General features: G+C 66.5%; 19 protein-coding genes. 11 read left to right on the top strand and 8 right to left on the bottom strand.

Annotation, left to right across the window (positions count from 1 at the left end):
• Position 1 precedes the first annotated feature (1 nt).
• From K7W03_RS00195 to hmgA, 4 genes are read right to left on the bottom strand one after another with little or no spacing between them, the layout of a single operon-like run.
• Entirely contained in the window at positions 2-367 is a 366-nt protein-coding gene (locus K7W03_RS00195; protein WP_222885175.1) for a Rieske (2Fe-2S) protein, read from the bottom strand.
• Positions 364-1,008 (bottom strand): maleylacetoacetate isomerase, encoded by a 645-nt coding sequence (gene maiA, locus K7W03_RS00190; protein WP_222885174.1) that lies wholly within the window; start codon positions 1,006-1,008, stop codon positions 364-366. The genes K7W03_RS00195 and maiA overlap by 4 nt, the downstream gene beginning before the upstream one ends.
• The gene (gene fahA, locus K7W03_RS00185; protein ID WP_222885173.1) at positions 1,005-2,306 is read right to left on the bottom strand and encodes a fumarylacetoacetase; all 1,302 of its coding nucleotides are present in this window, start codon (positions 2,304-2,306) and stop codon (positions 1,005-1,007) included. Before fahA ends, maiA begins: the two co-directional genes overlap by 4 nt.
• Complete coding sequence (gene hmgA, locus K7W03_RS00180; RefSeq protein ID WP_103001853.1) at positions 2,303-3,613, bottom strand: homogentisate 1,2-dioxygenase; 1,311 nt, start codon at positions 3,611-3,613, stop codon at positions 2,303-2,305. Before hmgA ends, fahA begins: the two co-directional genes overlap by 4 nt.
• Before the next feature lie 108 nt (positions 3,614-3,721).
• On the opposite strand from hmgA, the gene K7W03_RS00175 reads away from it, so the two are divergent.
• Positions 3,722-4,183, top strand: a complete 462-nt coding sequence (locus tag K7W03_RS00175) for a MarR family winged helix-turn-helix transcriptional regulator (RefSeq protein ID WP_222885172.1) — start codon at positions 3,722-3,724, stop codon at positions 4,181-4,183.
• 129 nt (positions 4,184-4,312) lie between these two features.
• On the opposite strand, the gene K7W03_RS00170 is transcribed toward K7W03_RS00175, so the two are convergent.
• The gene (locus K7W03_RS00170) at positions 4,313-5,209 is read right to left on the bottom strand and encodes a LysR family transcriptional regulator (protein WP_222885171.1); all 897 of its coding nucleotides are present in this window, start codon (positions 5,207-5,209) and stop codon (positions 4,313-4,315) included.
• 100 nt (positions 5,210-5,309) lie between these two features.
• Between K7W03_RS00170 and K7W03_RS00165 the strand changes: the two genes are divergently transcribed.
• The 5 genes from K7W03_RS00165 to K7W03_RS00145 all read left to right on the top strand — a co-directional run bounded on the left by K7W03_RS00165 (position 5,310) and on the right by K7W03_RS00145 (position 12,739).
• The gene (locus K7W03_RS00165; RefSeq protein ID WP_048576883.1) at positions 5,310-5,918 is read left to right on the top strand and encodes a TetR/AcrR family transcriptional regulator; all 609 of its coding nucleotides are present in this window, start codon (positions 5,310-5,312) and stop codon (positions 5,916-5,918) included.
• Positions 5,919-6,265: 347 nt separating this feature from the next.
• Positions 6,266-6,643: a hypothetical protein gene (locus K7W03_RS00160; protein ID WP_222885170.1), complete on the top strand. Its 378-nt coding sequence runs from the start codon at positions 6,266-6,268 to the stop codon at positions 6,641-6,643.
• Positions 6,644-6,648: 5 nt separating this feature from the next.
• Complete coding sequence (locus K7W03_RS00155) at positions 6,649-7,899, top strand: efflux RND transporter periplasmic adaptor subunit (protein WP_222885169.1); 1,251 nt, start codon at positions 6,649-6,651, stop codon at positions 7,897-7,899.
• Positions 7,900-8,111: 212 nt separating this feature from the next.
• Complete coding sequence (locus K7W03_RS00150; protein ID WP_222885168.1) at positions 8,112-11,309, top strand: efflux RND transporter permease subunit; 3,198 nt, start codon at positions 8,112-8,114, stop codon at positions 11,307-11,309.
• Between the two features lie 8 nt (positions 11,310-11,317).
• Complete coding sequence (locus K7W03_RS00145; protein ID WP_413469282.1) at positions 11,318-12,739, top strand: efflux transporter outer membrane subunit; 1,422 nt, start codon at positions 11,318-11,320, stop codon at positions 12,737-12,739.
• Positions 12,740-12,758: 19 nt separating this feature from the next.
• Here K7W03_RS00145 and K7W03_RS00140 read toward each other — a convergent pair whose 3' ends face one another.
• From K7W03_RS00140 to K7W03_RS00130, 3 genes are read right to left on the bottom strand one after another with little or no spacing between them, the layout of a single operon-like run.
• Positions 12,759-15,269, bottom strand: coding sequence for a TonB-dependent receptor plug domain-containing protein (locus tag K7W03_RS00140; RefSeq protein ID WP_103001858.1), 2,511 nt, complete (start codon positions 15,267-15,269; stop codon positions 12,759-12,761).
• 31 nt (positions 15,270-15,300) lie between these two features.
• Positions 15,301-16,314, bottom strand: a complete 1,014-nt coding sequence (locus K7W03_RS00135; RefSeq protein WP_222885167.1) for an ABC transporter substrate-binding protein — start codon at positions 16,312-16,314, stop codon at positions 15,301-15,303.
• A 50-nt stretch (positions 16,315-16,364) separates the two neighbouring features.
• Positions 16,365-17,228 (bottom strand): TauD/TfdA dioxygenase family protein, encoded by an 864-nt coding sequence (locus K7W03_RS00130; RefSeq protein WP_044661083.1) that lies wholly within the window; start codon positions 17,226-17,228, stop codon positions 16,365-16,367.
• A 322-nt stretch (positions 17,229-17,550) separates the two neighbouring features.
• On the opposite strand from K7W03_RS00130, the gene K7W03_RS00125 reads away from it, so the two are divergent.
• The 5 genes from K7W03_RS00125 to K7W03_RS00105 all read left to right on the top strand — a co-directional run bounded on the left by K7W03_RS00125 (position 17,551) and on the right by K7W03_RS00105 (position 24,412).
• Positions 17,551-18,120, top strand: coding sequence for a hypothetical protein (locus K7W03_RS00125; RefSeq protein WP_222885166.1), 570 nt, complete (start codon positions 17,551-17,553; stop codon positions 18,118-18,120).
• Positions 18,121-18,200: 80 nt separating this feature from the next.
• Positions 18,201-19,538, top strand: a complete 1,338-nt coding sequence (locus K7W03_RS00120) for an LLM class flavin-dependent oxidoreductase (protein ID WP_048576877.1) — start codon at positions 18,201-18,203, stop codon at positions 19,536-19,538.
• 248 nt (positions 19,539-19,786) lie between these two features.
• Positions 19,787-22,366, top strand: coding sequence for a TonB-dependent receptor plug domain-containing protein (locus K7W03_RS00115; RefSeq protein WP_222885165.1), 2,580 nt, complete (start codon positions 19,787-19,789; stop codon positions 22,364-22,366).
• Positions 22,367-22,370: 4 nt separating this feature from the next.
• A complete protein-coding gene (locus tag K7W03_RS00110; protein WP_222885164.1) occupies positions 22,371-23,888 on the top strand; it encodes a flavin monoamine oxidase family protein in 1,518 nt (505 codons plus the stop codon).
• 17 nt (positions 23,889-23,905) lie between these two features.
• The gene (locus K7W03_RS00105) at positions 23,906-24,412 is read left to right on the top strand and encodes a RidA family protein (RefSeq protein WP_025547998.1); all 507 of its coding nucleotides are present in this window, start codon (positions 23,906-23,908) and stop codon (positions 24,410-24,412) included.
• The last annotated feature ends 84 nt before the right edge of the window (positions 24,413-24,496 follow it).

The following is a 24,496-nucleotide window of genomic DNA, read 5'->3' as shown; positions in this document are numbered from 1 at the left end:
ATCAAACTGCCGTTACGATCATTCCGTCTTCGACCGTCACGGGCCAAGGGGTCAGCGCTGCCCCGGCGCAGGGGCCGCCCAGGCATGCGCCGTCGGATGGCGCGAAGAGGGCGCCGTGCCAGCTACAGGCGATCAGGGCGCCGTCGGGCGTCAGATAATCGTCCAGCTTCTGCGCCAGGGGCAGGCCCATATGGGGGCAGCGGTCGACATAGCCGCGGACTTCGTTTCCGATGCGCAGGACGAAGCCGTGGAAGCGGCCCTTGCGCATCTGGATCACGAAATTGCGCGCCTTGCCGTCCGCTATGCTGTCGAGTGGAGCCAGGGCCACGCCCGGCGGGGTCGCGGTCAGCCGTTCGTCCTCGCTCATGGGTCGGCGTCGGGCTGGACGGACGGATGGGCCATTGCGAAGGCGTCCAGCGCCCGCGCCTTTTCCCCCGCCGCGACGAGGGCGGGGAAGGCGGACAGGTCGACATGGAAGCGCTCCGCCGAATAGAGTTGCGGCACCAGATAGCAGTCCGCCAGCCCCGGCCGATCGCCAAAGGCGAAGCCCCGGCCATGGCGCGTCACCAATGCCTCCAGCGCGGCGAAGCCGTCCGTGATCCAGCGGGCGATCCATGTGTCCAGGGCGGGCTGGTCCGCGCCGAAGTCCTGCTTCAGCGCCTGAAGGACGCGCAGATTGTTGAGCGGATGGATGTCGCAACCGATCAGCGCCGCCATGGAGCGCACGACCGCCCGCCCCTCCGCATCGGGCGGCAGCAGGGGCGGTTGCGGCCAGCGTTCCTCGATCCACTCCAGAATGGCGGGGCTTTGCGTGAACGCAAAACCCTGCGCCTCCACGGCGGGGACCAGCCCTTGCGGGGACAGGGCGCGATAGTCGGGTTCCCGCTGCGCGCCGGTGCGCAGGTCGTGCGTGACCTGATCATAGGCCACGCCCTTCAGGTTCAGCGCGATCCGTACGCGATAGGAGCTGGTCGAACGCCAATAGCCGTGGAGGGTGAGCGCGCTCATCGCGCCGGCTCGATCAGGGCGCGGCATTCCCCGAAGCCGATGGGGACATAGCCGTCCGCCCGCGCCACCGCCTTCAGCGCCAGTTCGTCGCCATCCTGCAAAAAGGCGCGTTCCTCACCGGTCGGCAGGAGGATCTTCGTCTTGCCGCCCTCGGTCAGTTCCATGAGGCTGCCATAGCTGTCCGGCGTCGGGCCGGAGAGCGTGCCCGTCCCCAGCAGGTCGCCGGGATTGAGGTTGCAGCCGTTGGACGCATGATGGGCGACGATCTGCTGCGCGGTCCAGTACATGGAGGAAGCGGGGCCGCGCGAGAGGCGCATGGGCGCGAGGCCCAGCGCCCGCATGTTTGCGCTCGACAGATGGACCTCCAGATCGACGGACAGCGCGCCATGGGCCTGATCCTGTTCGTCCCACAAATAGGGCAAGGGTTGCGGGTCGCCCTGCGGCCTTGGAGGCTGGGCGATGCGGAAGGGGGCCATGGCCTCCGCCGTCACGACCCAGGGGGAGATGGTGGACTGGAAATTCTTGGCGAGGAACGGGCCCAGGGGCACATATTCCCATGCCTGGAAGTCGCGCGCCGACCAGTCGTTGAGCAGGCAGAAGCCCGCTATATGGTTCGCCGCCTCGGCAATCGGCACAGGCTCCCCCAGCGCATTGCCCGCGCCGATCCAGATGCCCAGTTCCAGCTCATAGTCCAGTCGTTGGCTGGGCCCCACCACCGGAGCGTCGGCATCGGGGGCCTTGCGCTGGCCCTGCGGGCGGATCACCGGCACGCCTGACGGCCGGATGGAGGATGCCCGTCCATGATAGCCGATGGGGACATATTTATAATTGGGCAGCAGCGGATTGTCGGGGCGGAACAGCTTGCCGATATTGGTGGCGTGGTGAATGCCGACATAGAAGTCGGTATAATCGCCTATCGCGGCGGGCAAATGCAGCGCGCAGTCCGCCGCCCGGTGCAGCAGGGGTTCGACGGCGTGGCGCTGCCCTTCATCGCTGAAGAGGGCGCTGAGCCAGCGGCGCAGCGCCAGCCGGTCCGCCGCCGGGAGCGCCATCAGGGCATTGAGGGCGGTTCCGTGCAGGACAGCGGCCGCCGCGGCGGGAAGCAGGCCCGCTTCGGCGGCGGCGCGCAGGTCGAAAATCCGCTCCCCTATCGCCACACCTGCCCGCGCCGCGCCGCCGGGGGGCGAGAAAATGCCGTAGGGCAGGTTCTGGACCGGGAAGTCGGGATGGCCATCGGCTCCCTCGACCCAGCTCGACCGGGCGGGATCATGGGTTTCGTCGATCTGCGGGAAGCTCATGCCCCCTCCTCTTCTCTTGAACCGGCCCCTTGCGGCAGTTGCGCCTTGGTGAAGCCGGACCAGCAATCGTCATAGTCCAACTGGCCCAGCGGCGTTTCCATCGCGAAGCGTGTCGGGCGAAAGGCGAAGCGGCTTTCGAACATGAAGGCCATGGTGTCGCTGATCCGGTGCGGTTTCAACTCGGCGGCCAGCGCGCCTTCATAGCTGGCCTTGTCCGGTCCGTGGCCCGCCATGCAATTGTGCAGCGACGCGCCGCCGGGCGCGAAGCCCCCTGCCTTGGCATCATAGACGCCGTGGATCAGGCCCATGAATTCGCTCATCACATTGCGGTGAAACCATGGCGGGCGGAATGTATCCTCCGCCACCATCCAGCGCGGCGGGAAGATCACGAAGTCGCAATTGGCGGTTCCCGCCCGGTCGCTGGGGGAGGTCAACACGGTGAAGATCGACGGATCGGGATGGTCGTAGCTGACCGTGTTCATCGTGTTGAACCGGCGAAGATCGTAGCGGCAGGGCGCGAGATTGCCGTGCCAGGCCGCCACGTCGAAGGGGGAATGGTCCTGCGTCGTCGTCCATAACCGGCCGGCGAATTTCTGGACGATTTCGTGGGGGCTGTCGTCATCCTCGAACCAGGCGGCGGGCGTTTCGAAATCGCGGGCGTTGGCGAGGCCGTTGGCGCCGATGGGGCCGAGGTCGGGCAGGCGGAACAAGGCCCCGTAATTTTCGCAGACATAGCCCCGCGCCGTTCCATCGGGCAGGTCCACCCTGAACCGCACGCCGCGGGGGATCAGCGCGATCTGTTCCGGCGCGACGTCCATCACGCCCATTTCGGTGGTGAGACGCAGCCTGCCCTGCTGCGGCACGATCAGCATTTCGCCGTCGGCATTGGTGAAGGCGCGCTTTTCCATCGGGCGGTTGGCGGCGTAGAGGTGGACGGCCAGGCCCTCGCCCGCCGCCGGGTCGCCCGCGCCGCAATAGCTGATGAGGCCGTCGAGGAAATCCACCGGTCTTTCGGGGAGCGGCAGGGGGTCCCAGCGCAGGCGGTTGGGCGTCGGGGGGGCTTCGTCGAAGGGGCCGCTGCGCAGGAGGGTTTCGGCCTCATAGGGGCGGTAGGGCGGGTGATTGGCCGCTGGGCGCAGGCGATAGAGCCAGCTTCGCCGGTTTTCCGAACGGGGCGCGGTGAAGGCGGTGCCGGACAGTTGTTCGGCGTAAAGGCCATAGGGGGCGTGTTGCGGGGAGTTGCGGCCCACCGGCAGGGCGCCGGGCGCCGCCTCCGTCGCGAAATGATTGCCGAAGCCTGTCAGCATGGCGGCTGCGGATGGCCTGCTCTCTCCCATTTCGGCGCGACTCCTGTGGTATCAATTGTTACCATCATAGCGCTTTGCCGATGAAGTATCAAATGTTACCAGTTGCGGATGACCGCCAAGACGCTGCGCCTCGATCAGTTCATTCCCTATCGCCTGTCCTTCACGGCGGCGTTGCTGAGCGACACCATCGCGCAAAGTTATGAGAGGCTGTTCGGGATCAGCATTGCGGAATGGCGGGTCATCGCCTGGGTGGCGGAGCTTGGCGGCGTTACGCAGCAGCAGATCTGCGCCCGGAGCCGCATGGACAAGGTGACGGTCAGCCGGGCGGCGATTGCGTTGACCGGGCGGGGGATTGTTCAGCGCCTGCCCAATGCGGAGGACCGGCGGTCGCATCTGCTGGCGCTGACCAAAGAAGGGTGGCGGTTGCATGGGGCCATCGCGCCCAGAGCGCTGGAGCTGGAGAGCGGGATATTCTCGCATTTCAGTGCGGAGGAGGTGGAGGCTTTTGTGGCTATGTTGCGGCGGATCGATGCGATTGTGTTGGGGGAAAAGGAGGAGGAGAGAGGATAGTCCTTTTACCCATCGCCTCAGTGAGATGCGTCCACTTGAGGTTCAGGGCGGGGCCTTTCAGAACGCTCCGCTTGGGAGGCCCAATGGATGCTGAAAGGAGTTCAGCATGACGGGGAGTGGGGGCGCTCCTTAAACCGCCTCGCTCCGTCCTGAAATGTCCCGCGCCACGGTCAGGACCGCTTGCGCCAGCGGGCCCAGCGGGGCGCGGTCGGAGACGATCACGCCGATGCGGCTCCCCTCCTCCGCGTCGGGCAGGGCGAAGGTGCGCACCCAGTCCAGACCGTCCAGCAGCATCGCATGGCTGTCGGGCACGATGGAGCAGAGCCGCCCCTGCCGCACCAGCGCGAACAGGGCGACATAGCTGTCCGCCGTCACCACCGGGCGCAGCGCGAGGCCACGCTCGCCCAGCCGGGCGTCCAATATGCGCCGGTTCTGCATGCCCTGATGGAGCAGGCACAGCGGCAGGGCGGCGACATTCTCCCAGTCCGGCGGGCGCTTTTCATCCAGCACGCCGCGCGCCGCCACCAGCATGTAGCGCTCGACATAAAGGGGCGCGGCCAGCATGTGGGAGGGCGGCTCGAAATCCAGATAGGTGAGGCCGGCGTCCAGTTCGAACGCGGCGAGCTCCCGCTCGATCTGGCGCGAGGTCAGCGCCCGGACCAAGATGTTGAGGCCGGGATGCCGCTCCAGCAGCGCCTCCACCAGCGGGCCGACGGCGGGCATGGCGGCCGGGATCGCGCCCAGGCGCAATTCGCCCTGCAAGGGGCCCTTGGCGACCGCCGCCGCCTGCATCAGATTGTCCGCCGCCGCGACAAGCTGCTGCGCCCAGGGGAGGATCGCCCGGCCTTCGTCCGTCAGGCCAGCGTAGCGGCGGTTGCGCTGGATCAGGCGTTTGCCGAGTTGCGCCTCCAGCGCGGAAATGCCGGCCGAGAGCGTGGGTTGCGAGACATGGCAGGCGGCGGCGGCGCGGGCGAAATGCCCTTCCCTCTCCAGGGCCAGGAAATATTGAAGAAGGCGGGTCTGCATGCGCGCTTTGCTCTCTTTTTTCCGGCTGATAGGGCAAAGTGGCGCTCCGTAGAAGCCGGGTCTGGACGATGGGCGCAACTCTCACTATATACCGCTCGGTATGGAAACACAGACTCAGACAGCGAGGGGACGCCCGAGGGAGTTCGATCCCGAAGAAGCGCTCAGTGCCGCGCTGACCGTCTTTTGGCGGCGCGGCTATGAAGGCGCGTCGATGGCGGAACTGACCGAGGCGATGGGCATCACCAAGCCCAGCCTCTACGCCTGTTTCGGCAACAAGGAATCGCTGTTCCGCAAGGCGCTCGACCTCTATGAGCGCGACAAGCTGTGCTACATCAAATCCGCGCTGGACGAACCCACCGCAAAGGGCGTGGCGGAACGGCTGCTGCGCGGGTCGCTGGCGATCCAGACCGGGACGACCGATCCGCATGGCTGCCTGGGCGTGATCAGCGCGGTCGCCTGCGCCACCCAGGCCGAGTCGATCCGCGACGAGGTCATCGCCCGCCGCGCCTCCTCCGACGCGGCCCTGGTGGCGCGGCTGGAACGGGCGCGGGAGGAAGGCGACTTTCCCGACACGATCGAGCCGAAGGCGCTGGCCACCTATCTGACCGCCGTGGTGCAGGGCATGGCCGTGCATGCGGGCGCGGGGATGTCGCGCGAACTGCTGGAGCAACTGGTGGAGACGACGCTGGCCGTCTGGCCGGGGAAGTGACGGAAAACCGGGCTTTCCGGAATTCCATACCGAAAAATTACCAAACGGTATAAAAAGCCTGTTGACCCTGCTGCTGCACCGCATTATATACCAGTCAGTATTGAATAGACCTGCTCTCCAAAAGGGGTCACATGATGCGGACGTTTCTCAAACCCTGTCGTCGCTGACGACCTGACGCGACCAGCCCAACAGGGCGGCGCGACCTGACCATCATTCCATTGTTCGACGCGCGGCCCGCCGGTCGCGCGGCGGAGAGGTTTTTTTCCACGTTCGGCCGGGATGGCTCGCAGCGGACGACGATGCGTCGGCCCGATTCCCGGTTGCGCGTCATGCACAGGGGAATTGCCATGGCATTTCTGCAACTTGCCACGCTGGCCGAAGATGGCGGAGCGATTGGCGTCAAAAGGGCGGCGAACGCCGGTTTCGCGCCCGTCGAATGGCAGATCATCCAGCTTGCGCGGCGGGACGGCCTGTCGTCGCTGCGCGCGCCGGACCGCTGGGACCGGGTGAAAAGCTGGATATTTGGGGAGCGGGCCAATCCGCGCCTTGCCAACAAGCGGCTGGAGAGCCTGCGCCGTTTGGCGGTCGACGCCTGGCATCGCGGCTATGCGGTCCGCCCTTCCTTCCTGAAGGCCTTTTTGAAGGCCGGATTCAACGAGGGCCAGCTCGAAACATTGCTGGCCAGCATCAGCGCGCAACGGCGCTTCCAAGGTTCCCGGAGCTGACACCCATGAACATGCACACCCCCATCGACGTCGACACCAGGTCGGCAACCCCCCTCGCCCGCTGGCGAAAGCGCCATGTTTCGCTGGGCGTGATCGCGCTCGCCATCCTGGGCGGGGTGACGTGGAAGCTGATCGACAGGCCCGAGGCGCAGGCCGCCGCCACCCCGCTGGTCACCGTGGGCGTCTCCGCCCCGCTGACCCGCGCGGTGACGCAGTGGGACGATTATGTCGGACGCTTCGCGCCCAGCCAGACGGTCGAGATTCGTCCCCGCGTGTCGGGGTCGGTGACGGCGATCCACTTCAGGGACGGCGATTATGTGAGGGCGGGGCAACTGCTCTTCACCATCGATCAGCGGCCTTTCCTCGCGGCTCTGGCGGAGGCGAAGGCCAGCACGGCGAGCGCCCGCAGCGCCTTGCTGCTGGCGCAGAATGATTATAGCCGCGTCCAGCGTCTGACGGGGGACGAGGCGGTTTCGGCGAGTGAAGTGGACTCGCTCCGGTCGCGGTTGCAGGCGGCGCAGGCCGCGCTGGCGGGGGCGCAGGCGCGGGAGCGGCAGCGGGCGCTCGACATGGAGTTCACGCAGGTCCGCGCGCCGATTTCGGGGCGGGTTTCGGACCGGCGGGTCGATATCGGCAATCTCGTCTCGGCGGGTGAAGGGGCGGGCGCGACATTGCTGACGACGGTCAACAAGCTCGATCCCATTTATTTCAACTTCGACGCTTCCGAGGCGCTGTACCTGAAGTCGCAGCGCGACAGGGGCGCTGGCGGGGCGGTCGAGGTGCGGTTGCAGGATGAAGCGGATTATCGGCACAAGGGGCGGCTGGACTTCACCGACAATGGGCTCGATCCGCGTTCGGGGACGATCCGGGTGCGGGCCGTGTTCGACAATCCGGACATGTTCCTGACGCCGGGGCTGTTCGGCAATATGCGGCTGGCCAATGGCGGCAAGGTCAATGCCTTGCTGGTGCCGGATGAGGCGATCCAGTCCGATCAGGCGCGCAAGACCGTGCTGGTGGTCGGGCGGGACGACAGCGTCGCGGCGAAGCCGGTGGAGCTGGGTCCGGTGGTGGACGGGCTGCGCATCATCCGCGCGGGGCTGACGCCCGGCGACCGGGTGATCGTGTCGAACATTCAGGCGGCCATGCCGGGTGCGAAGGTCGCGACGAAGCCGGCGGCGATCAAGGCGGCTCCGGCGCCGGTTGCGGCGGTGGATGCGGCGGCGCCGGTTGCGGCGCAGGCGACCTTTGCGCGCTAAGGCATCACCCCCTCCCCGTTCGGGCTGAACCTGTCGAAGCCCTGCACTTTTCCTTGAAGAGAAGTGAAGCCCCCTTCGACTGCCTGCAAGGCAGGCGCTCAGGACAGGCTTCGACAAGCTCAGGGCGAACGGAGGCAGAGGTAGGAAATCAAGCTGAAACGCGCGCTCCCCGGATCGCGAACCCCTTTTCACGCCATCGAGGAATTCGTCCGATGCGCCTCTCCCGTTTCTTCATCGACCGGCCGATCTTTGCCGCCGTGATCGCGGTGATCATCACCGTGGTCGGGGCGATCGCCTTTGTCGGTCTGCCCGTTTCGCAATATCCCGACATCGTGCCGCCCACAGTCACGGTGTCCGCCCAATATCCCGGCGCATCCGCCGAAACCGTCGCGTCCACCGTCGCCGCGCCGATCGAGCAGGAGATCAACGGCGTCGACGACATGCTCTACCAGAGCAGCCAGTCGACCGGCGACGGCAAGGTCACGATCACCGTCACCTTCAAGGTCGGCACCGATCTGGACGCCGCGCAGGTGCTGGTCCAGAACCGCGTCGCCGTCGCCATCCCGCGCCTACCCGAAGAGGTGCAGCGGCTGGGCGTCGTCACGCGCAAGACCACCCCGGAATTCCTGATGGTCGTGAACCTCCAGTCGCCGGACGGGACGTTCGACCGCGATTATATCTCCAACTATGCGCTGACGCAGGTGCGCGACCGGCTGGCGCGGCTGGACGGCGTGGGCGACGTGCAGCTTTTCGGATCGCGCGACTATGCGATGCGCATCTGGATCGACCCCGACCGCGCCGCCGCGCTCAACCTGACGGCGGGCGAGATCGTGCAGGCCCTGCGCGCCCAGAATGTGCAGGTGTCCGCCGGTTCCATCGGCCAGCCACCTTATGATCGCGGTGAAGCCTTCCAGCTTGGCGTCGAGATGCAGGGCCGCCTGACCGAGCCGCAGCAGTTTGCGGACATCGTCATCCGCACCGATGCGGACGGCCGCCAGGTCCGGGTGGGCGACGTCGCCCGCGTCGAACTGGGCGCGCAGGATTATGGCATCAACACCTATCTGTCGAACAAGCCGACCGTCGTCATCGCGACGATGCAGCGCCCCGGCTCCAACGCGCTGGACGCGGCGGAGAAGGTGAAGGCGGAGATGGAGCAGCTTTCCAAGCGCTTCCCCAAGGGGCTGGAATATAGCGTCATCTACAATCCGACCGAATTCATCGCCCAGTCCATCGACGCCGTCTATCACACGCTGTTCGAAGCGGTGATCCTGGTCGTGCTCGTCATTCTGGTCTTCCTCCAGAACTGGCGCGCGGCGGTCATCCCGATCATCGCCATTCCGGTCTCGCTGATCGGCACGGCGGCGATCCTGGCGGGGCTGGGTTATTCGCTGAACAATCTGTCGCTGTTCGGGCTGGTGCTGGCCATCGGCATCGTCGTCGACGACGCCATCGTCGTGGTCGAGAATGTCGAGCGCAATATCGAGCATGGCATGTCGCCGCTGGAGGCCGCCCGCGTCTCCATGGATGAGGTGTCCACGGCGCTGATCGCCATCGTCCTCGTCCTGTGCGCGGTGTTCGTGCCGACTTTGTTCATCACCGGCATTTCGGGCGCTTTCTACCAGCAGTTCGCCGTCACCATTTCGACCGCGACGATCATTTCGCTGATCCTCTCGCTCACTCTGTCTCCGGCGGCGGCGGCCTTGCTGCTGAAGTCCAAGCCCCATGCCCAAAATGGCGGGCATGATCTGGACAATGCGCCGCGCTGGCGCCAATTGGCCGGGCAGGCGGCCGACCGCTTCAATCGCGGCTTCGACCGGCTGAGCGCTGGCTATGCCCGCCTCACCCGCTTCCTCGTCGCGCGGCCCAAGAAGATGCTGCTGACCTATTCGGGGCTGATCGCCGCCACCATCGCCCTGTTCTGGGTGACGCCCGGCGGCTTCATCCCCGCGCAGGATCAGGGCTATTTCCTCGCAGTCGTGCAACTCCCCTCCGGCGCGTCGCTGGAGCGCACCGACAAGGTGACGCGGGAGGTCGCGGCGAGAATCCTGCCGGTCAAGGGGCTGCGCGGCGCGGTGATGTTCGCCGGTTTCCATGGCCCTTCGCAGACGCAGGCGCCCAACAGCGCCGCCATCTACTTCCCGTTCAAGACCTTCGCCGAGCGTCGGCAAGAAGGCGTCACCTATGCCGGGATCATGGAGCAGGCGAACAAGGCCGTCGCCGGTTATGACAAGGCCCGCATCCTGCTCGTGCCGCCGCCGCTCATCCAGGGCATCGGTTCGGCGGGCGGATACCGCCTGATGGTGCAGGACCGCGAGGATCATGGCTATGCCGGGCTGAACAAGGTCGCCCAGGACTTCATCGCCAAGGCGAACCAGACGCCCGGACTCAACATGGTCTATACGCTGTTCGATGTCGGCACGCCCCGCGTCTATGCCGATGTGGACCGGCGCAAGGCCGACCTGCTGGGCGTGCCGCCGGAGCGCGTGTTCGAAGCGATGCAGGTCTATCTGGGCTCCGCCTTCGTCAACGACTTCAACCTGCTGGGGCGCACCTATCGCGTGACCGCGCAGGCCGATGCCGACCATCGCGGCACGGTGGCGGACATCGCCAATCTGAAGACCCGGTCGAACAGCGGGCAGATGGTGCCCATCGGTTCCGTCTCGACCTTCAGGGACAAGACCGGTCCCTATCGCGTGGTGCGCTACAACCTGCTGCCGGCGGTGGAGATCGACGGCGATACCGCGCCCGGATACAGTTCGGGCCAGTCGCTGACGACGATGGAGAAGCTGGCCGATTCCACCCTGCCCGCCGGTTATGGCAAGGAATGGACGGGCGTCGCCTATCAGCAGGTGATCGCCGGCAATACGGCGGGCGTCGTCTTCGCCATGGCGGTGTTCTTCGTCTTCCTGGTGCTGGCGGCGCAATATGAAAGCCTGACGCTGCCGCTGTCGATCATCCTGATCGTGCCGATGTGCCTGTTCGCGGCCATGCTGGGCGTGAACCTGCGGGGCATGGACAATAATATCCTGACGCAGATCGGGCTGGTCGTGCTGATCGCCCTGGCGGCGAAGAACGCGATCCTGGTGGTCGAGTTCGCCAAGCAGGCGGAGGAGGAACAGGGCCTGTCGCCGGTGGATGCCGCCGTTCAGGCGGCGCAGACCCGGTTGCGTCCGATCCTGATGACCAGCTTCGCCTTCATCCTGGGCGCGGTGCCGCTGGTGATCGCGAGCGGGGCGGGCGCGGAGCTGCGGCAGGCTTTGGGCACGGCCGTCTTCTTCGGGATGACCGGCGTGACGGCGTTCGGCCTGCTTTTCACCCCCACTTTCTATGTCGTGTGCCGCGCATTGGGCGACCACTTTTCCCGCAAGGGCAAGGGTCAGGCCCCCGCCGCGCTGCAACCCGCCGAATAAGGAACGGCATGATGATCAAGACACTCCTCCCCCTCCTGCTCGGTGCGTCGGCCCTGACCGCCTGCGCCGCAGGGCCGGACTATAAGGCCCCGGCTACCCCGACCGCTGCTGCCGGGGCCTTTATCGGCGCGGCCGGTCCGGCGGCCAGCACAGCAGTCAGCATGGCTGAGGCCGACGAGCATTGGTGGCGGCTCTACAGCGATCCGGTGCTGGACGGGCTGGTGCAGGACGCGCTGAAGGCCAATAGCGACATCCGCGTGGCCGTCGCCCGGCTGGAAAAGGCCCGCGCCCAGTTGCGCGGCGCCCGTTCCGACAGGCTGCCGCAGACGACATTGAGCGGTTCGCCCAGCTATGGCCGGGCGTCGGCGGCCCAGACGCTGCCGGGAGCCGACCGCGAGAACTGGACCGTCGATGCGGGGTTGAACGTCGCCTATGAGGTCGATCTGTTCGGGCGGGTGAAGCGCAGCATCGAGGCGGCGAAGGGCGACGTCAACGCCGCGTCGGCCGATGCCGACGCGGTGCGCGTGGCGGTGGTCGCGGACACGGTGCGCGCCTATGTCGACGCGACCAGTTCGGCGGAGCGGATCGCGGTGGCGCGGCAGACGGTGGCGCTGCTCGACAACAGCATCCGCATCACCAATGCGCGGTTCGAGGTGGGCCGGTCGGACCGGCTGGACGTGATCCGCGTGACGGCGCTGCGCGACCAGCAGGCGGCGATCATCCCCAGCCTGATCGCGGACCGGGACAGCGCGCTGTTCCGGCTGGCGACGCTGACGGGGCGGACGCCGCAGGAGCTGCCCGCGCCGGTGCAGGACCAGAAGACGACGCCCGGCCTCAGCCAGCCCATACCGGTGGGGGACGGACGCGCTTTGCTGGCCCGGCGTCCGGACGTGCGGGCCGCCGAGCAGCGGTTGGCCGCCGACACGGCGCGGATCGGGGTGGCGACGGCGGACCTTTATCCGCGCATCACGCTGGGCGGATCGATCGGCACGACGGCGGTGGGCGGCGGCGATATTTTCGGCGGCGGGCCGTTCCGCTGGCTGCTGGGGCCGCTGATCAACTGGGCCTTTCCCAACAGCCAAGCCAATCGCGCAAGGATCGCGGCGGCAAGGGCCGATGCCGACGGGTCGCTCGCGGCGTTCGACGGCACGGTGCTGCAGGCGCTGGAGGAAACCGAGACGGCGCTGTCCGTCTATGCCCATGCGCTGGAGCGCCGCGATACGCTGAAGGCCGCGCGGGAGGCTGCCGGGCGGGCGGCCCGCATCAGCCTTGCCCGGCAGCGGGAGGGGCAGATCGATTTCCTGACCGTGCTGGATGCGCAGCGGACGCTGGCAGCGGCGGAGAGCGATCTGGCGACCGCCAACCGGGCGGTGGCCTTCGCCCAGGTCGACCTGTTCAGGGCGCTGGGCGGCGGCTGGACCAGCAGTTGAGCCCGCAGCGCGGCGGCGGTCAGAAGCGCGCCGAAACGCGCCCATAATAGAAGCCGCCGCTCAGCCCGAACGGCGCGAAATTGCCGTAGGCGCCCGATCCGTCATAGGCGATCACGCCATGGCGGTCGGGATAGACGTCGAACAGATTGTTCGCGCCGACCGACAGCGTCAGCCGATCGCTGATGTCATAGCCGACATCGAGGTCCGCGATCCATTTCGCGCCGAAGCGCCGGTCGCCGGTCGCGACATTGCTCGATTCCACATAGCGGCCGAAGCGGGTCAGCCGCGCCAGCGCATGCAGGCGGCCCAGCGACCAGTCGTTCGTCAGCACCAGCTTCGTGCGCGGGGTCGCGGCGACGAGGTCGCGCTGCGCCTGGCGCCCGAACAGGGTGACGTTGAGCGAGGCGAGTTCCGGCGGCGTGTCGACGACATGGGTGATCTTCGTGCGGTTATAGCTGTAGGCCGCGTTCAGGCGGAAACTGCCGAGCGCGCCGGTGCGCAGCGTATATTCCGTCACGACGTCGATGCCGCGCGTGCGGGTGTCGATGGCGTTGGCGAAGAATTGGGCGCTGTCGACATCATCGATGCCGTTGGCGACCAGGATCGCGCGGATGGCCGCGCCTCCATTGGCCGCCGTGCCGAGGAATTCGGTCTTGACGATGCGGTCGTCCACCGCGATCTGATAGGCGTCGACGGTGAGGCGGAACGGGCCGCGCTCAAAGGACAGGCCCGCCGTGTAGTTGAGCGACTTTTCCGGCTTGAGCGGGGTGGCGCCCAGCGCCTGCGCGGCGATGCTGCCGACCGGCAGGAATTTCGATGTGGTGCTGACCCGGTTATTGCCGATGATCGTCGCCGTGTTCTGCGTGGTCGAAAAGCCGCCCTGCGCCAGCGAGGGAGCGCGGAAGCCGGTGTTGACGCCGCCACGGACGGCAAGGCCGGGCGCGAACTCATAGCGGGTCGAGAATTTGCCCGACACCGTGTCGCCCGCGCTGTCGTCATAATGTTCGAAGCGCCCGGCGACGCCGACGAACCAGCCGGGCGTCAGGTCGGTCGACAGGTCGACATAGGCGGCGATGTTGTTGCGGCTGAGCGTCGCCTCGTCCGCCGGAGAGGTTCCGGTGAAGGAAACCAGTCCCGGCGATGGCGACCGCCCGCCATAGGCGTTGCCGAAGGGCGTTCCGTCGGCGGGGATCACATAGCCGCCGTCGCGGTAGCTGTCCGGCTCCCCCGCGCGGTTGCGGAACTTCTCCCAGCGATGCTCGAACCCGATGGCCACGTCGAGCGGACGGGCCGTGCCTATGTCGTAGCCGCGGGTGAATTCCAGATTGTTGACCCAGAGGTCCTGTATCTGCTTGCCCATGAAGAAGCTTGTCGGGCTGGACGGGCCGAGCGAAGGGTTGAGGGTGCCTTCGGCGCCCAGCTTCACATGATCCCGCCCATAGCTGGTGGAGAGGTCGAACGACCAGCCTGCCGTCAGATCGCCGCGCAGGCCGATGGCGGATTGCCAGTCCCATTCCTCGATGCGCCGGCGCGCCTGGAAGCCGGAGGGATAGAGGCCGGGAAGGGATGTCTGGCCCTGCACATTCGCCTGCCCGCCATAGCCGGTGGTCGCCGGGAAGATCGCGCCGCGCTTGTCATCGATGTCGCGATAGCTGAGGGTGGAAAAGCTGTAGGCGGTCAGCGCGCCGAGGGGCAGTTCGGCATTGACCGATCCGTTGACGATCTTGTCCCGGTTGGACCGGCCATAGCCGCCCGCGATCAGATGATCCGCATGGGCCTCGCGCGGGTCCGGGGCGCCGTTCACGAAGGGATAGACATAGGGCACGGGTTCGGCGGAGCTGTCGGCGCGGTCGTGATACTTCCCCTCCACGGCGATGCGGACGAAGCCGTCGCCGCCGATGCGGGTGCCGTAGCTTAGCCCCTGCTGCACCAGTGCGCCGCCCTTTTCGTAAAGCTGCCCGGCGGTGGCTGAGAAGGAGCCGCCCTCCGGCGCGTCGTCCAGCAGGATGTTGATGACGCCGGAAATCGCGTCCGACCCATATTGGGCGGCGGCGCCGTCGCGCAGCACCTCGATCCGGCCCACGGCGTTGGTGGGGATGAGGTCGATGTCGACCGGGGTGGAACCGCCCGATATGCGCGAAAGGTTATTGATGAGCGCGGTCGTGTGCCGCCGCTTGCCGTTGACCAGCACCAGCAGATAATCGCCCGACAGGCCCCGGATGGAGATGGGGCGCACGCTGGCCGAGGTGCCGCCGCCGCCCAGCGCCGGCATGGTGAGGGAGGGGATGATGTTGCCCAGCACTTCCTTGAGGCCCGTGCGGCCGGTGGCCTGCAATTCCTGGGGACTGATGACGTCGATGGGCACGGGGCTGTCCGCCACCGTCCGGCCCCCGCCCCGGCGCGTGCCGGTGACGACGATGGCCGATCCGGCGGCTTCCGCATCGTCGGCGGCGGCAAGCTCCTGCGCGGCGGCGAAGGATGGAAGGACGGCGCCGGAAAGTGCGGCGCCGGCGAGAAGCAGGCTTTTCATCGGAGATCCTTCGAAATGAAAAAGGAGAGCGTCAGTCCCGCCGGGCCAGGGTCGTGGCGTTGAAGGACGGGTCATAGGCGCCGCGAATGTCGGGCAGCGCGGGGATGATGCCGGCGCGGCGGTAACGGGCAAAGATTTCGGCCTGTTCGCGAACCAGATCATCGTTTATCGGTTCCGCCGTGCCGATATAGGCCGTGATGGAGAAGCGGGCGACCTTGAAGGGCAGGCCGGTCTCCTGCGCCAGCGTCCGGGCGAAGGCGTCGGGATGCGCCGCCGCCCAGCGCCGCGCCCGGCTCAGCCGCGCCAGGAAATCGGCCAGTATCGGCCGCTTGGCGTGGATCGCGGAGTCCGATGCCGCAAAGAAACCCGTCTGGGCGGGAAGGCCGCTGGCATCGGCCAGCACCCGGTCGCCATTTTCCATGACAGCGATGCCGACATAGCTGCCCCAGGTCGACCAGGCGTCGATCGCGCCGCTTTCCAGCGCCGCCTTGGCCGCGCCGTTGTCGAGATAGGTCCAGCGGACATCGGACGACGCAAGGCCCGCTTGTTCGATCAGGCGGAGCGCCAGATCCTGCCCGGCCGAACCGCGCACCGTGGCAAGCTTGCGCCCCTTGAGCTGCGCCACGGACCGGACCGGCGAGTCCTTCGGCACGACGATGGCGGAGGCGCGGCCAACGCCGGGGCCCTGCGGGCGATAGGCGAAGACCGCCTTGATCTTCGCGCCGCCCGCATAGGCGAAGGCGAAGGGCGGAGCGCCGACGCCCCCCACATCGATCGCGCCCGCGGCCAGCGCCTCCAGCAAGGGAGAGGCCGCCGGAAACTGCGCCCATTCGATCCGGTAGGGCAGATCGTCCAGTTCGCCGGCGGCGCGCATCAACGCCTGCGCGCCGCCGCGCTGATCCCCGATCTTCAGGACGGGGCGGCCCGGATCGCCCCCGCCATGCGGGCGGAGCGAGGCGAAGCCGATGGCGGCGAGCGCGATCAGGGCGAAGAGGACGATCCAGGGAAGAAGAACCCTGCGCCGGGAGAGGATGGTGCGCGTCATGGCGTCTCCAGGACCGGCGGCGGCGGCAGCCGCAACCGGCCCGCCAAGGATCAGAGGTTCGCGTAGAGCGGTTCGTCCGCGATCAGGATGCGTTCCAGCACGCGCGGGAAATCGCCATAGTTGCGCACGGCATAGTGAACCGCCGCCCGATTGTCCCAGAAGGCGACCGAGTTGGGACGCCAGGAAAAGCGGACCTGATATTCGGGCCGCTTATATTGCCGGACGATCTCCTCCAGCAATTCGCGGCTCTCCGCCAGTTCCACGCCCAATATCTGCGGCCGCTGGGTATAGTTGACCCAGAGGATCTTCTGCCCGGTTTCGCGATGGGTGCGCACGACGGGATGCGCGACGATCGGATAGTCGTGCCCAGCGCCGACCAGAGCTTCCCGGAAGTCATGGGTGACGTGCAGCCCCTCCAGCCGCGCCTTGACGTCGTCCGACAGCCCTTCATAGGCGAGATGCGCGTCGACCCAGATGGTGTCCCCGCCGACATCGGGCAGGGTGACGGCGCGCAGCACGGCGCCCCAGGTCGGCACCAGCCGCCAGCTCGTGTCGCTGTGATAGGCGTCGCCCGGCCTTACGTCCCGATGGATGCGCTTTTCATATCGGGCCGCGTCGGCCGCCGCGATCTTGTGGATGGGCGCGATCCTGGAATCGGCGGTGGTGCTGGGATGGGTGTAGAGCGGGCCGAAGGCCGCGGCGAAGGCGGCATGCTGTTCATTGGTCAGCGGCTGGTCGCGGAAGAACACGACCTTGTAGCGCAACAGGGCGGCGCGGATCGCGTCGCGCTGTCCGGGGGAAAGCGGCCTGCTGAGATCGACGCCGTCGATTTCGGCGCCGATGGTCGGTTGCAGGGGGCGGATGCCGATGATCCCATCGGCGCGGTCCAGAATATCTGCTGCTGCGGAGGACATATCATCACCTTTCAAGGTCGCCGGACGATTTCCGTGCAGGACCATTGCTAAGGGATGGATGCGCCGTCCGGTTATGATGATTGGTCGGCATGCTTTGAATATACGAATATTATTGGCAATACTCATTCATGTGGAAATACGGTTCGTTCAATATCATTGCCTTGGCGGAACAATTGATCGATCCTCCTATTCCAATCATTCATGGTTCTTCGGGCAGAGAAAATAACTGTTCGCCGTCCGAAGCCTGTAGATCGGAACGGAAGGAGCGTCGCCACATCCGGTCGGGATCGTGGCAATTGCCGGAATAACGGAGATCGCGCCGATGGATTATGTGACGATCGATTTCGAAGCGAGCTGCCTTCCCCGTCATGGCCGGTCCTTTCCCATCGAGGTCGGAATAGCCGATGCGAAGGGCGCCCGGTCCTGGCTGATCCGTCCCCTGACCGACTGGCGCGCATGGGACTGGACGCGGGAAGCGCTGGACCTGCACGGCATAAGCCCGGAGCAGCTGGAGCAGGAGGGCATGCCGGCCGATCGGGTCTTCGCCGAACTCGACCGGGCGGTCGGCGGACGGCGCCTTGTCGCGGACAGCGGCATCGACGGTTATTGGTGGGATATGCTGGCGAAGGCCGCCGGCCGGGAAAGCGCCCGTCCGATCGAGCATGTCTCCGCCATCCTCGACACGCTGGCGGTGACGAGCGAGGACATATTCGCGGCGCAGCGGCATGCGGACCGGCTTTGCCCGGCCCGCCATCGCGCGGCGAACGATGCGCTGTGGCTGTGGACAGTGTTGGCGAAGCTGGAACCGTGCGCCGGGGAGTTGCCGCATCCGGCATATTTGCCGTCGCTGCCCAATTACGAGCCGCGCTCAATGGTTTTGCAGAATCGATAAATGGCCGACCATTATGCGTTGGTCGGCCGATGGGCGGAATAATAGACCGGTCCGCGCCAATCATTGAGCGAGAACCGATCATGTCCCAGCACCGTCACATCAAGCTCGGCTTCATCCTGCACGGCGTCGGCCGCACCTGGAACGACTGGCGGCACCCCGGCCGCGACGTCAATGCCAGCACCAGCCTGGCCTTTTACCAGAAGCAGGCGGCCACCGCCGAACGCGGCAAGTTCGATTTCCTCTTCGTCGCGGACAGCCTGTCGATCACGGAGAAGTCCAGTCCGCATTATCTCAACCGCTTCGAGCCGATCACCATCCTGTCCGCGCTGGCGGCGACCACATCCCGCATCGGGCTGGTGGGGACGCTGACGGTCAGCTATTCCGAGCCGTTCAACGTCGCGCGCCAGTTCGCCTCGCTCGACCATCTGAGCGGCGGCCGGGCGGGATGGAACATCGTGACGTCCTGGCTGGGCGATACCGCCGCCAATTTCAGCAAGACCGAGCATCCGCCCCATGCCGTGCGCTACCGCATCGCCGGGGAATATCTGGACGTGGTCCAGGGCCTGTGGGACAGCTGGGAGGAGGACGCCCATGTCGCGGACAAGGAAAGCGGCCAGTTCGTCGATCCGGAGCGGCTCCACCGGCTGGACCACAAGGGCGAGTTCTTCCAGGTGCGCGGGCCGCTCAACATCAAGCGGACGCCGCAGGGCCAGCCGGTCATCTTCCAGGCGGGCGCTTCGGACGACGGGCGCAATTTCGCGGCGAAGCGGGCGGAGGTCATCTTCACCCATGCCGAGGACGAGGAGGCGGGCCGGGCCTATTATGCCGATGTGAAGGCGCGGGCCAAGGGTTTCGGCCGCGATCCGCACCAACTGTTCATCCTGCCGGGAATCGCCCCGATCGTCGGAGAGACGGACGAGGATGCGGAGGCGCGTTATCGCGAACTGGCGTCGCTGGAATCGATCGATACCGGCCTTGGCTTCCTGTCGCGGACCTTCAACGACCATGATTTCCGCCAATATGATCTGGACGCGCCCTTTCCGGACGTCGAGCATATCGGCATCAATAGCCAGCAGAGCGCGACGTTGCGGATATTGGCATTGGTGCGCGCCGAAAAGCTGACCCTGCGGCAAGTGGCCGAAAGGCTGGCGACGCCGCGCGGCGCCTTCGTCGGATCGCCCGAGACCGTTGCCGACCGGTTGCAGCAATGGTTCGAAAGCGGCGCCGCCGACGGCTTCGTCGTGTTCGAGCCGCTGCCCGGGCAGCTCGACCTGTTCGTCGACAGGGTGATCCCGATCCTGCAGGCGCGCGGGCTGTTCCGCACCGAATATGAAGGCACCACCTTCCGCGAACATCTGGGCTTGGCCCAGCCGGACAATCGCTACAGCAGCAAAGCGGCCGAAAAGAGCGCCGCCTGATCGCCCGCGGGCCGGGCTTTGACGGAGGGGAGCGGCAAGGTCGCTCCCCCTTGCAGCCGGTCGGATCGCGAACCGGAGCGGGATCGATCGTCCGGAAATCGCCCTATATTCCGCACCGTTCCATCTATGACGAAAACTCGATTGCCTCAATAATCTACCGATATAGTAGATAATTCAGCGCAGGGACGGGGCCGAAGCCATGTCCCGCCCGCGCGGATCATGCGACAAATCATAAGCAGGGGGACTTCATGCATTCGGTGAAAATCTGGGCCGGGGCCGGCGTGGCCCTGGCGGCGGTGGCGCTTGCCCAAGGCGCGCAGGCGCAGGTGCAGCCCGCCGACAATGCGGCAGCGGCGGCCGCGAGTGAACGCGACGCGATCATCGTCACGGGTACGCGCCGGACGGATCGCACGGTCAGCGAATCCGCCGTGCCGGTGGACGTCTTCAGCGCCGGCGACCTGGCGTCGCAGGCGACCAGCGACATCAAGGCCGCGATCAAGAATCTGGTTCCCTCCTTCAACCTTCAGCGCAACGCGCTGTTCGACGGATCGGCCTTCGTCCGGCCGCCGACGTTGCGCGGCCTGCCGCCGGACGAGACGCTGGTGCTGATCAACGGCAAGCGCGTCCACCGTTCCGCGCTGGTGCAGGTGAGCGGCGGGTCGCTCGCCGCCGGGTCGCAGAGCGCCGACCTGTCGCAGATTCCCGGCGCGGCGGTCCAGCGGGTCGAGGTGTTGCGTGACGGCGCCGCCGCCCAATATGGATCGGACGCGATTGCCGGCGTCATCAACTTCGCGCTGAAGAGCAATGTGGAAGGGCTGAGCCTCAACGCGCGCTATGGCGAATATTATGAGGGCGACGGGCGCGACATCCAGTTGTCGGGCAATTGGGGATTGAAGCTGGGCAATGAAGGCGGCTTCATCAACCTGACCGGCGAATATATCAACGCCCATGACACCAATCGCGCCGTACAGCGTCCGGACGCGGTGGTTCTGGAAACGCTGGGCTATGACGTCAAGCAGCCGGTGACAAAGTTCGGCAGTCCCGACACCGAAGCCTATCGCTTCTTCGTCAACGCAGAACTGCCGCTGGGCGACGACGCGCTCTATTTCTTCGGCAATTACGGCTATTCGGATCAGGTCATCGACTTCAACTACCGGCGTCCGATCGCCGTGACGACGACAGGGCCGGCCGGCAGTCCCTTCACCTTCGGCAAGTCGATTTCGCTCTATTATCTCGACCGCAATGCCGATGGGACATGGAATGCCGATGGGCGGACCTGGAATGACGCCAATATCTTTCCCAATGGCTTCACGCCGCGGTTCCGCAGCACCAATACGGACATTTCCGCTGTCGGCGGCTATAAGGGCGAAATCGGCGGACTGCATTATGACGCCAGCATCGGTTACGGCCAGAACCGGATCAAATATTATATCAGCGACACGTTCAACCCGTCGCTGGGGCCGGATTCACCGACCGACTTCTATGACGGGTCGCTGGAGCAGCGCGAGCTGAACGCCAATCTGGACCTCAGCTATCCGCTGGAGATCGGCCTTGCCAGCCCGCTCAACATTGCGGGCGGCTTCGAATATCGGCGCGAGAGCTTCCTGATCGGCGCGGGCGACGCGGCGTCCTATACGCAGGGCATCTATGCGTCCCAGACGGTGCGGCGCGCCGACGGTTCGACCTTCCTCGTCACGCATCCGGTCGGCTCCAACGGCTTTCCCGGCTATGGCCCGACATCGATCGTCGACCGGTCGCGCGCCAGCCAGGCGGCCTATCTGGACCTGGAGGTGGACGTGACGCCGCGCTTCACTCTGGGCGGGGCGGTGCGTTACGAACATTATGACGACTTCGGCGGCACGACCAATGTGAAGGCGACGGCGCGTTATGCGTTCAGCGACGCCATCGCGTTGCGCGGGGCGGCCAGCACCGGCTTCCGCGCGCCGACGCCGGGGCAGCTTTACCTGCGCAACCTGCAGACCTCCTTCATCGGCACCAATCCGGTGCCGGTGCAGATCGCCACATTGTCGCCCGAAGACGCCGCCGCCAGATATTATGGCGCGACCGCATTGAAGCCCGAGGAGTCGGTCAATTTCAGCGGCGGTCTTGTCCTGACGCCCACACCGTCCTTCACCATCACGGCGGACTATTATAATATCAAGGTGACGAACCGCATCGGACTGACCAGTCGGGTTTCGGTGACGGATGCGGATCGGGTGCAACTGGCCGCGCTGGGCGTGGTCGATCCCAATTCGCTGGGCGCGGTCCAATATTTCACCAATGGTTTCGGCACCCGGACCCAGGGCGTGGACTTTGTAGCGAATTATCGGGCGAATACGGGCTGGGGCAAGTTGGGATCGTCGCTGGCGGTCAATTACAACCGTACGAAGCTCAGCTATCGCCGGACCATCACCTTGCCGGGCGGACGGTCCCTGCAACTGATCGACGACGAGCGCAAGCGCGACATCGAGACGCTGCTGCCCCGCTGGCGCGGCGTGTTCACCCAGACGGCGGAGGCGGGGCCGGTCGATGTCGTCGCCCGCGCCAATTATTTCGGCAAGTTCACCAATAACCAGATTGCCTCCAATGGCGGGAACAAGACTTTCGGCGCGGAAGTCTCCTTCGATCTGGAGGTTGGCGTGAAGATCGCGGACAAGTTCCGGATCGCCGTGGGCGGGGAGAATATCTTCGACAATTATCCCGACCGCGAGACCCGGCTGCTCTATCCTTCCACGGGCGCTCCGGCGAGCGGGTTCGTCTATCCCGACGCCTCGCCGCTCGGCGTGCTGGGCGGCTTCTGGTATCTCCGTGTCTCGGCGGAGCTTTAAGGGCGTGGCGCCGCTCGACCGGCGCGCCCTGCTCCGGTCGCTGGGCGGCGCCACGCTCGCGGCGGCGCTTCCCGCTCCGGTCGTTGGTGCGACCCGGACGGACGGGGTGGGGAGCGTCGTCATCCTGGGCGCGGGCATCGCCGGGCTGGTCGCCGCAAGGGAACTGGAGCAACGCGGCGTCGACGTCACCGTGCTGGAGGCGCGCGGGCGCGTCGGCGGGCGGGTGTGGACGCTGCGCGGCGGCGACAGCTTTACCGACACAGACGGGACGACGCAGCGGGTCGGCTTTGGCGACGGGCTGTACCTGAATGCGGGCGCGGCGCGGATTCCCAGCCATCATGACGGCGTTCTGGGCCTCTGCCGGGACCTGCATGTGCCGCTGGAGGTGCTGGTGAACAGCAGCCGCAGCGCCTTCATCGCGGATGCGGACGGGCCGCTGCGGCTGCGGCAGGCGGCGAACGACCTGCGCGGGCATCTGTCCGCCCTGCTGGAAAAGGGACTGCGCGCCGGGTCGTTCGACCAGACGATCGATGCGCCCACGCGCAAGGCGCTGGAAAGCTTCCTCACCGGCTATGGAGACCTGGCGGCGGACGGCCATTATGGCGGCAGCGCGCGGTCGGGGCTGGCGCGGCCGCCGGGCGCGTTCGACGAGGTGCAGCAGGCGGTGGCGCCGCGAACGCTCGACCAGTTGCTCGCCAATCCCAATCTGGCGGGCCTGCTGTTCGAGGAAGAGATCTACATGCAGGCGACCATGCTGGCGCCCGTCGGCGGCATGGACCGGATTCCCCGCGCGCTGGCAGCATCGCTGCGCAAGCCCGTCGTCACCGGGGCGGACATAGTGGAGATCAGGCGGGCCGGCGCGGGCGTCGGCATCGTCTGGCGCGATGCGAAGGGCGGCGCGCAGGTCGTGCGGGCCGACCGCGCCATCATCACCCTGCCCCTGCCGGTGCTGGCGGGCATCAAGGGCGATTTCAGCGCGCCGGTGAAGCGGGCGATAGCCGCCGCTCATTATCAGGATACGGTCAAGGTCGCCTTCCAGAGCCGTCCCTTCTGGGAAGAGCAGCAGGTTTATGGCGGCCTGTCCTTCGTCGGCGGCGAAACCTCCGTCATCTGGTATCCGTCCGACCGTTTCCAGCAGCCGCAGGCGGTCCTGCTCGCCGCCTATATGGCATTGGACGCGGCGAAGAGCTTTGCCGCGCGGCCGATCCCGGAGCAGATCGCGCTGGCCCGCGCCGCCGTCGATCGCATCCATCCCGGCCATGGCGCGGACCTGCAATCCCCGGTCGTCGTCAACTGGCGCAAGACGCCCCATAATCTGGGGCCCTGGCTGGACTGGCATGCGGACGGCAACAGCCTGGACGATTTTCGCCTGCTCAACCAGCCCGATGGCCCTTTCCTGTTCGCGGGCAGCCATTTGTCCCAATATTCGGGCCATTGGCAGGAAGGCGCGGTGCTTTCCGCCCGGCGCGCCGCCGATGCGCTGGTACCGTCGCCCGCAAACGTCACCCCCCGTCACGCCTGAAAGAAGGAGTTTCCATCATGTCCCATCCCCTCATCCGTCCCCTCGCCGCGCTGGGCCTGCTGGTCGGCGGCGCCGGCAGCGCCCATGCCGCGTCGGAGGTCGTCCGGCATGGCGCCGAGGGCCCATCGCCCATATTGACCGGCGTGACCGTGCCCGCCGGGGCGGAGACGCTCTATCTGAGCGGGCAGGTGCCGCCCGTGGCCGACAAGGCGGCCGACCCCACGACACCCGCCGCCTATGGCGACACGCGGACGCAGACGGTCGGCATCTTCCGCAAGATCGAGGCGCTGCTGGCGGCACAGGGTTATGGCCTGCAGGACGTGGTCAAGCTGACCGTCTTCCTGGTGGGCGATCCCAAGCTGGGCGGAAAGCAGGATTTCAAGGGATTTTCCGAAGGCTACGCCCAGTTCTTCGGCACGGCGGCGCAGCCCAACAAGGTCGCCCGGTCGACGGTGCAGGTCGCCGCTCTCGCCAATCCGGGCTTTCTGGTCGAGATCGAGGCGGTCGCCGTCAAGGCGAAATAAGCGGCTCCGTTCAGAAGCTTCAAACAGCCTATGAGAAGGCCTCGTTGGTCACTGTCCCACCGCCTGGTCTAGACTTTTCCCATA

Source organism: Sphingobium sp. PNB (assembly GCF_019873065.1).
GTDB lineage: Bacteria > Pseudomonadota > Alphaproteobacteria > Sphingomonadales > Sphingomonadaceae > Sphingobium > Sphingobium fuliginis.
The sequence above is the reverse complement of the archived record's forward strand: the minus strand, read 5'-3'. Positions and strand labels throughout refer to the sequence as shown.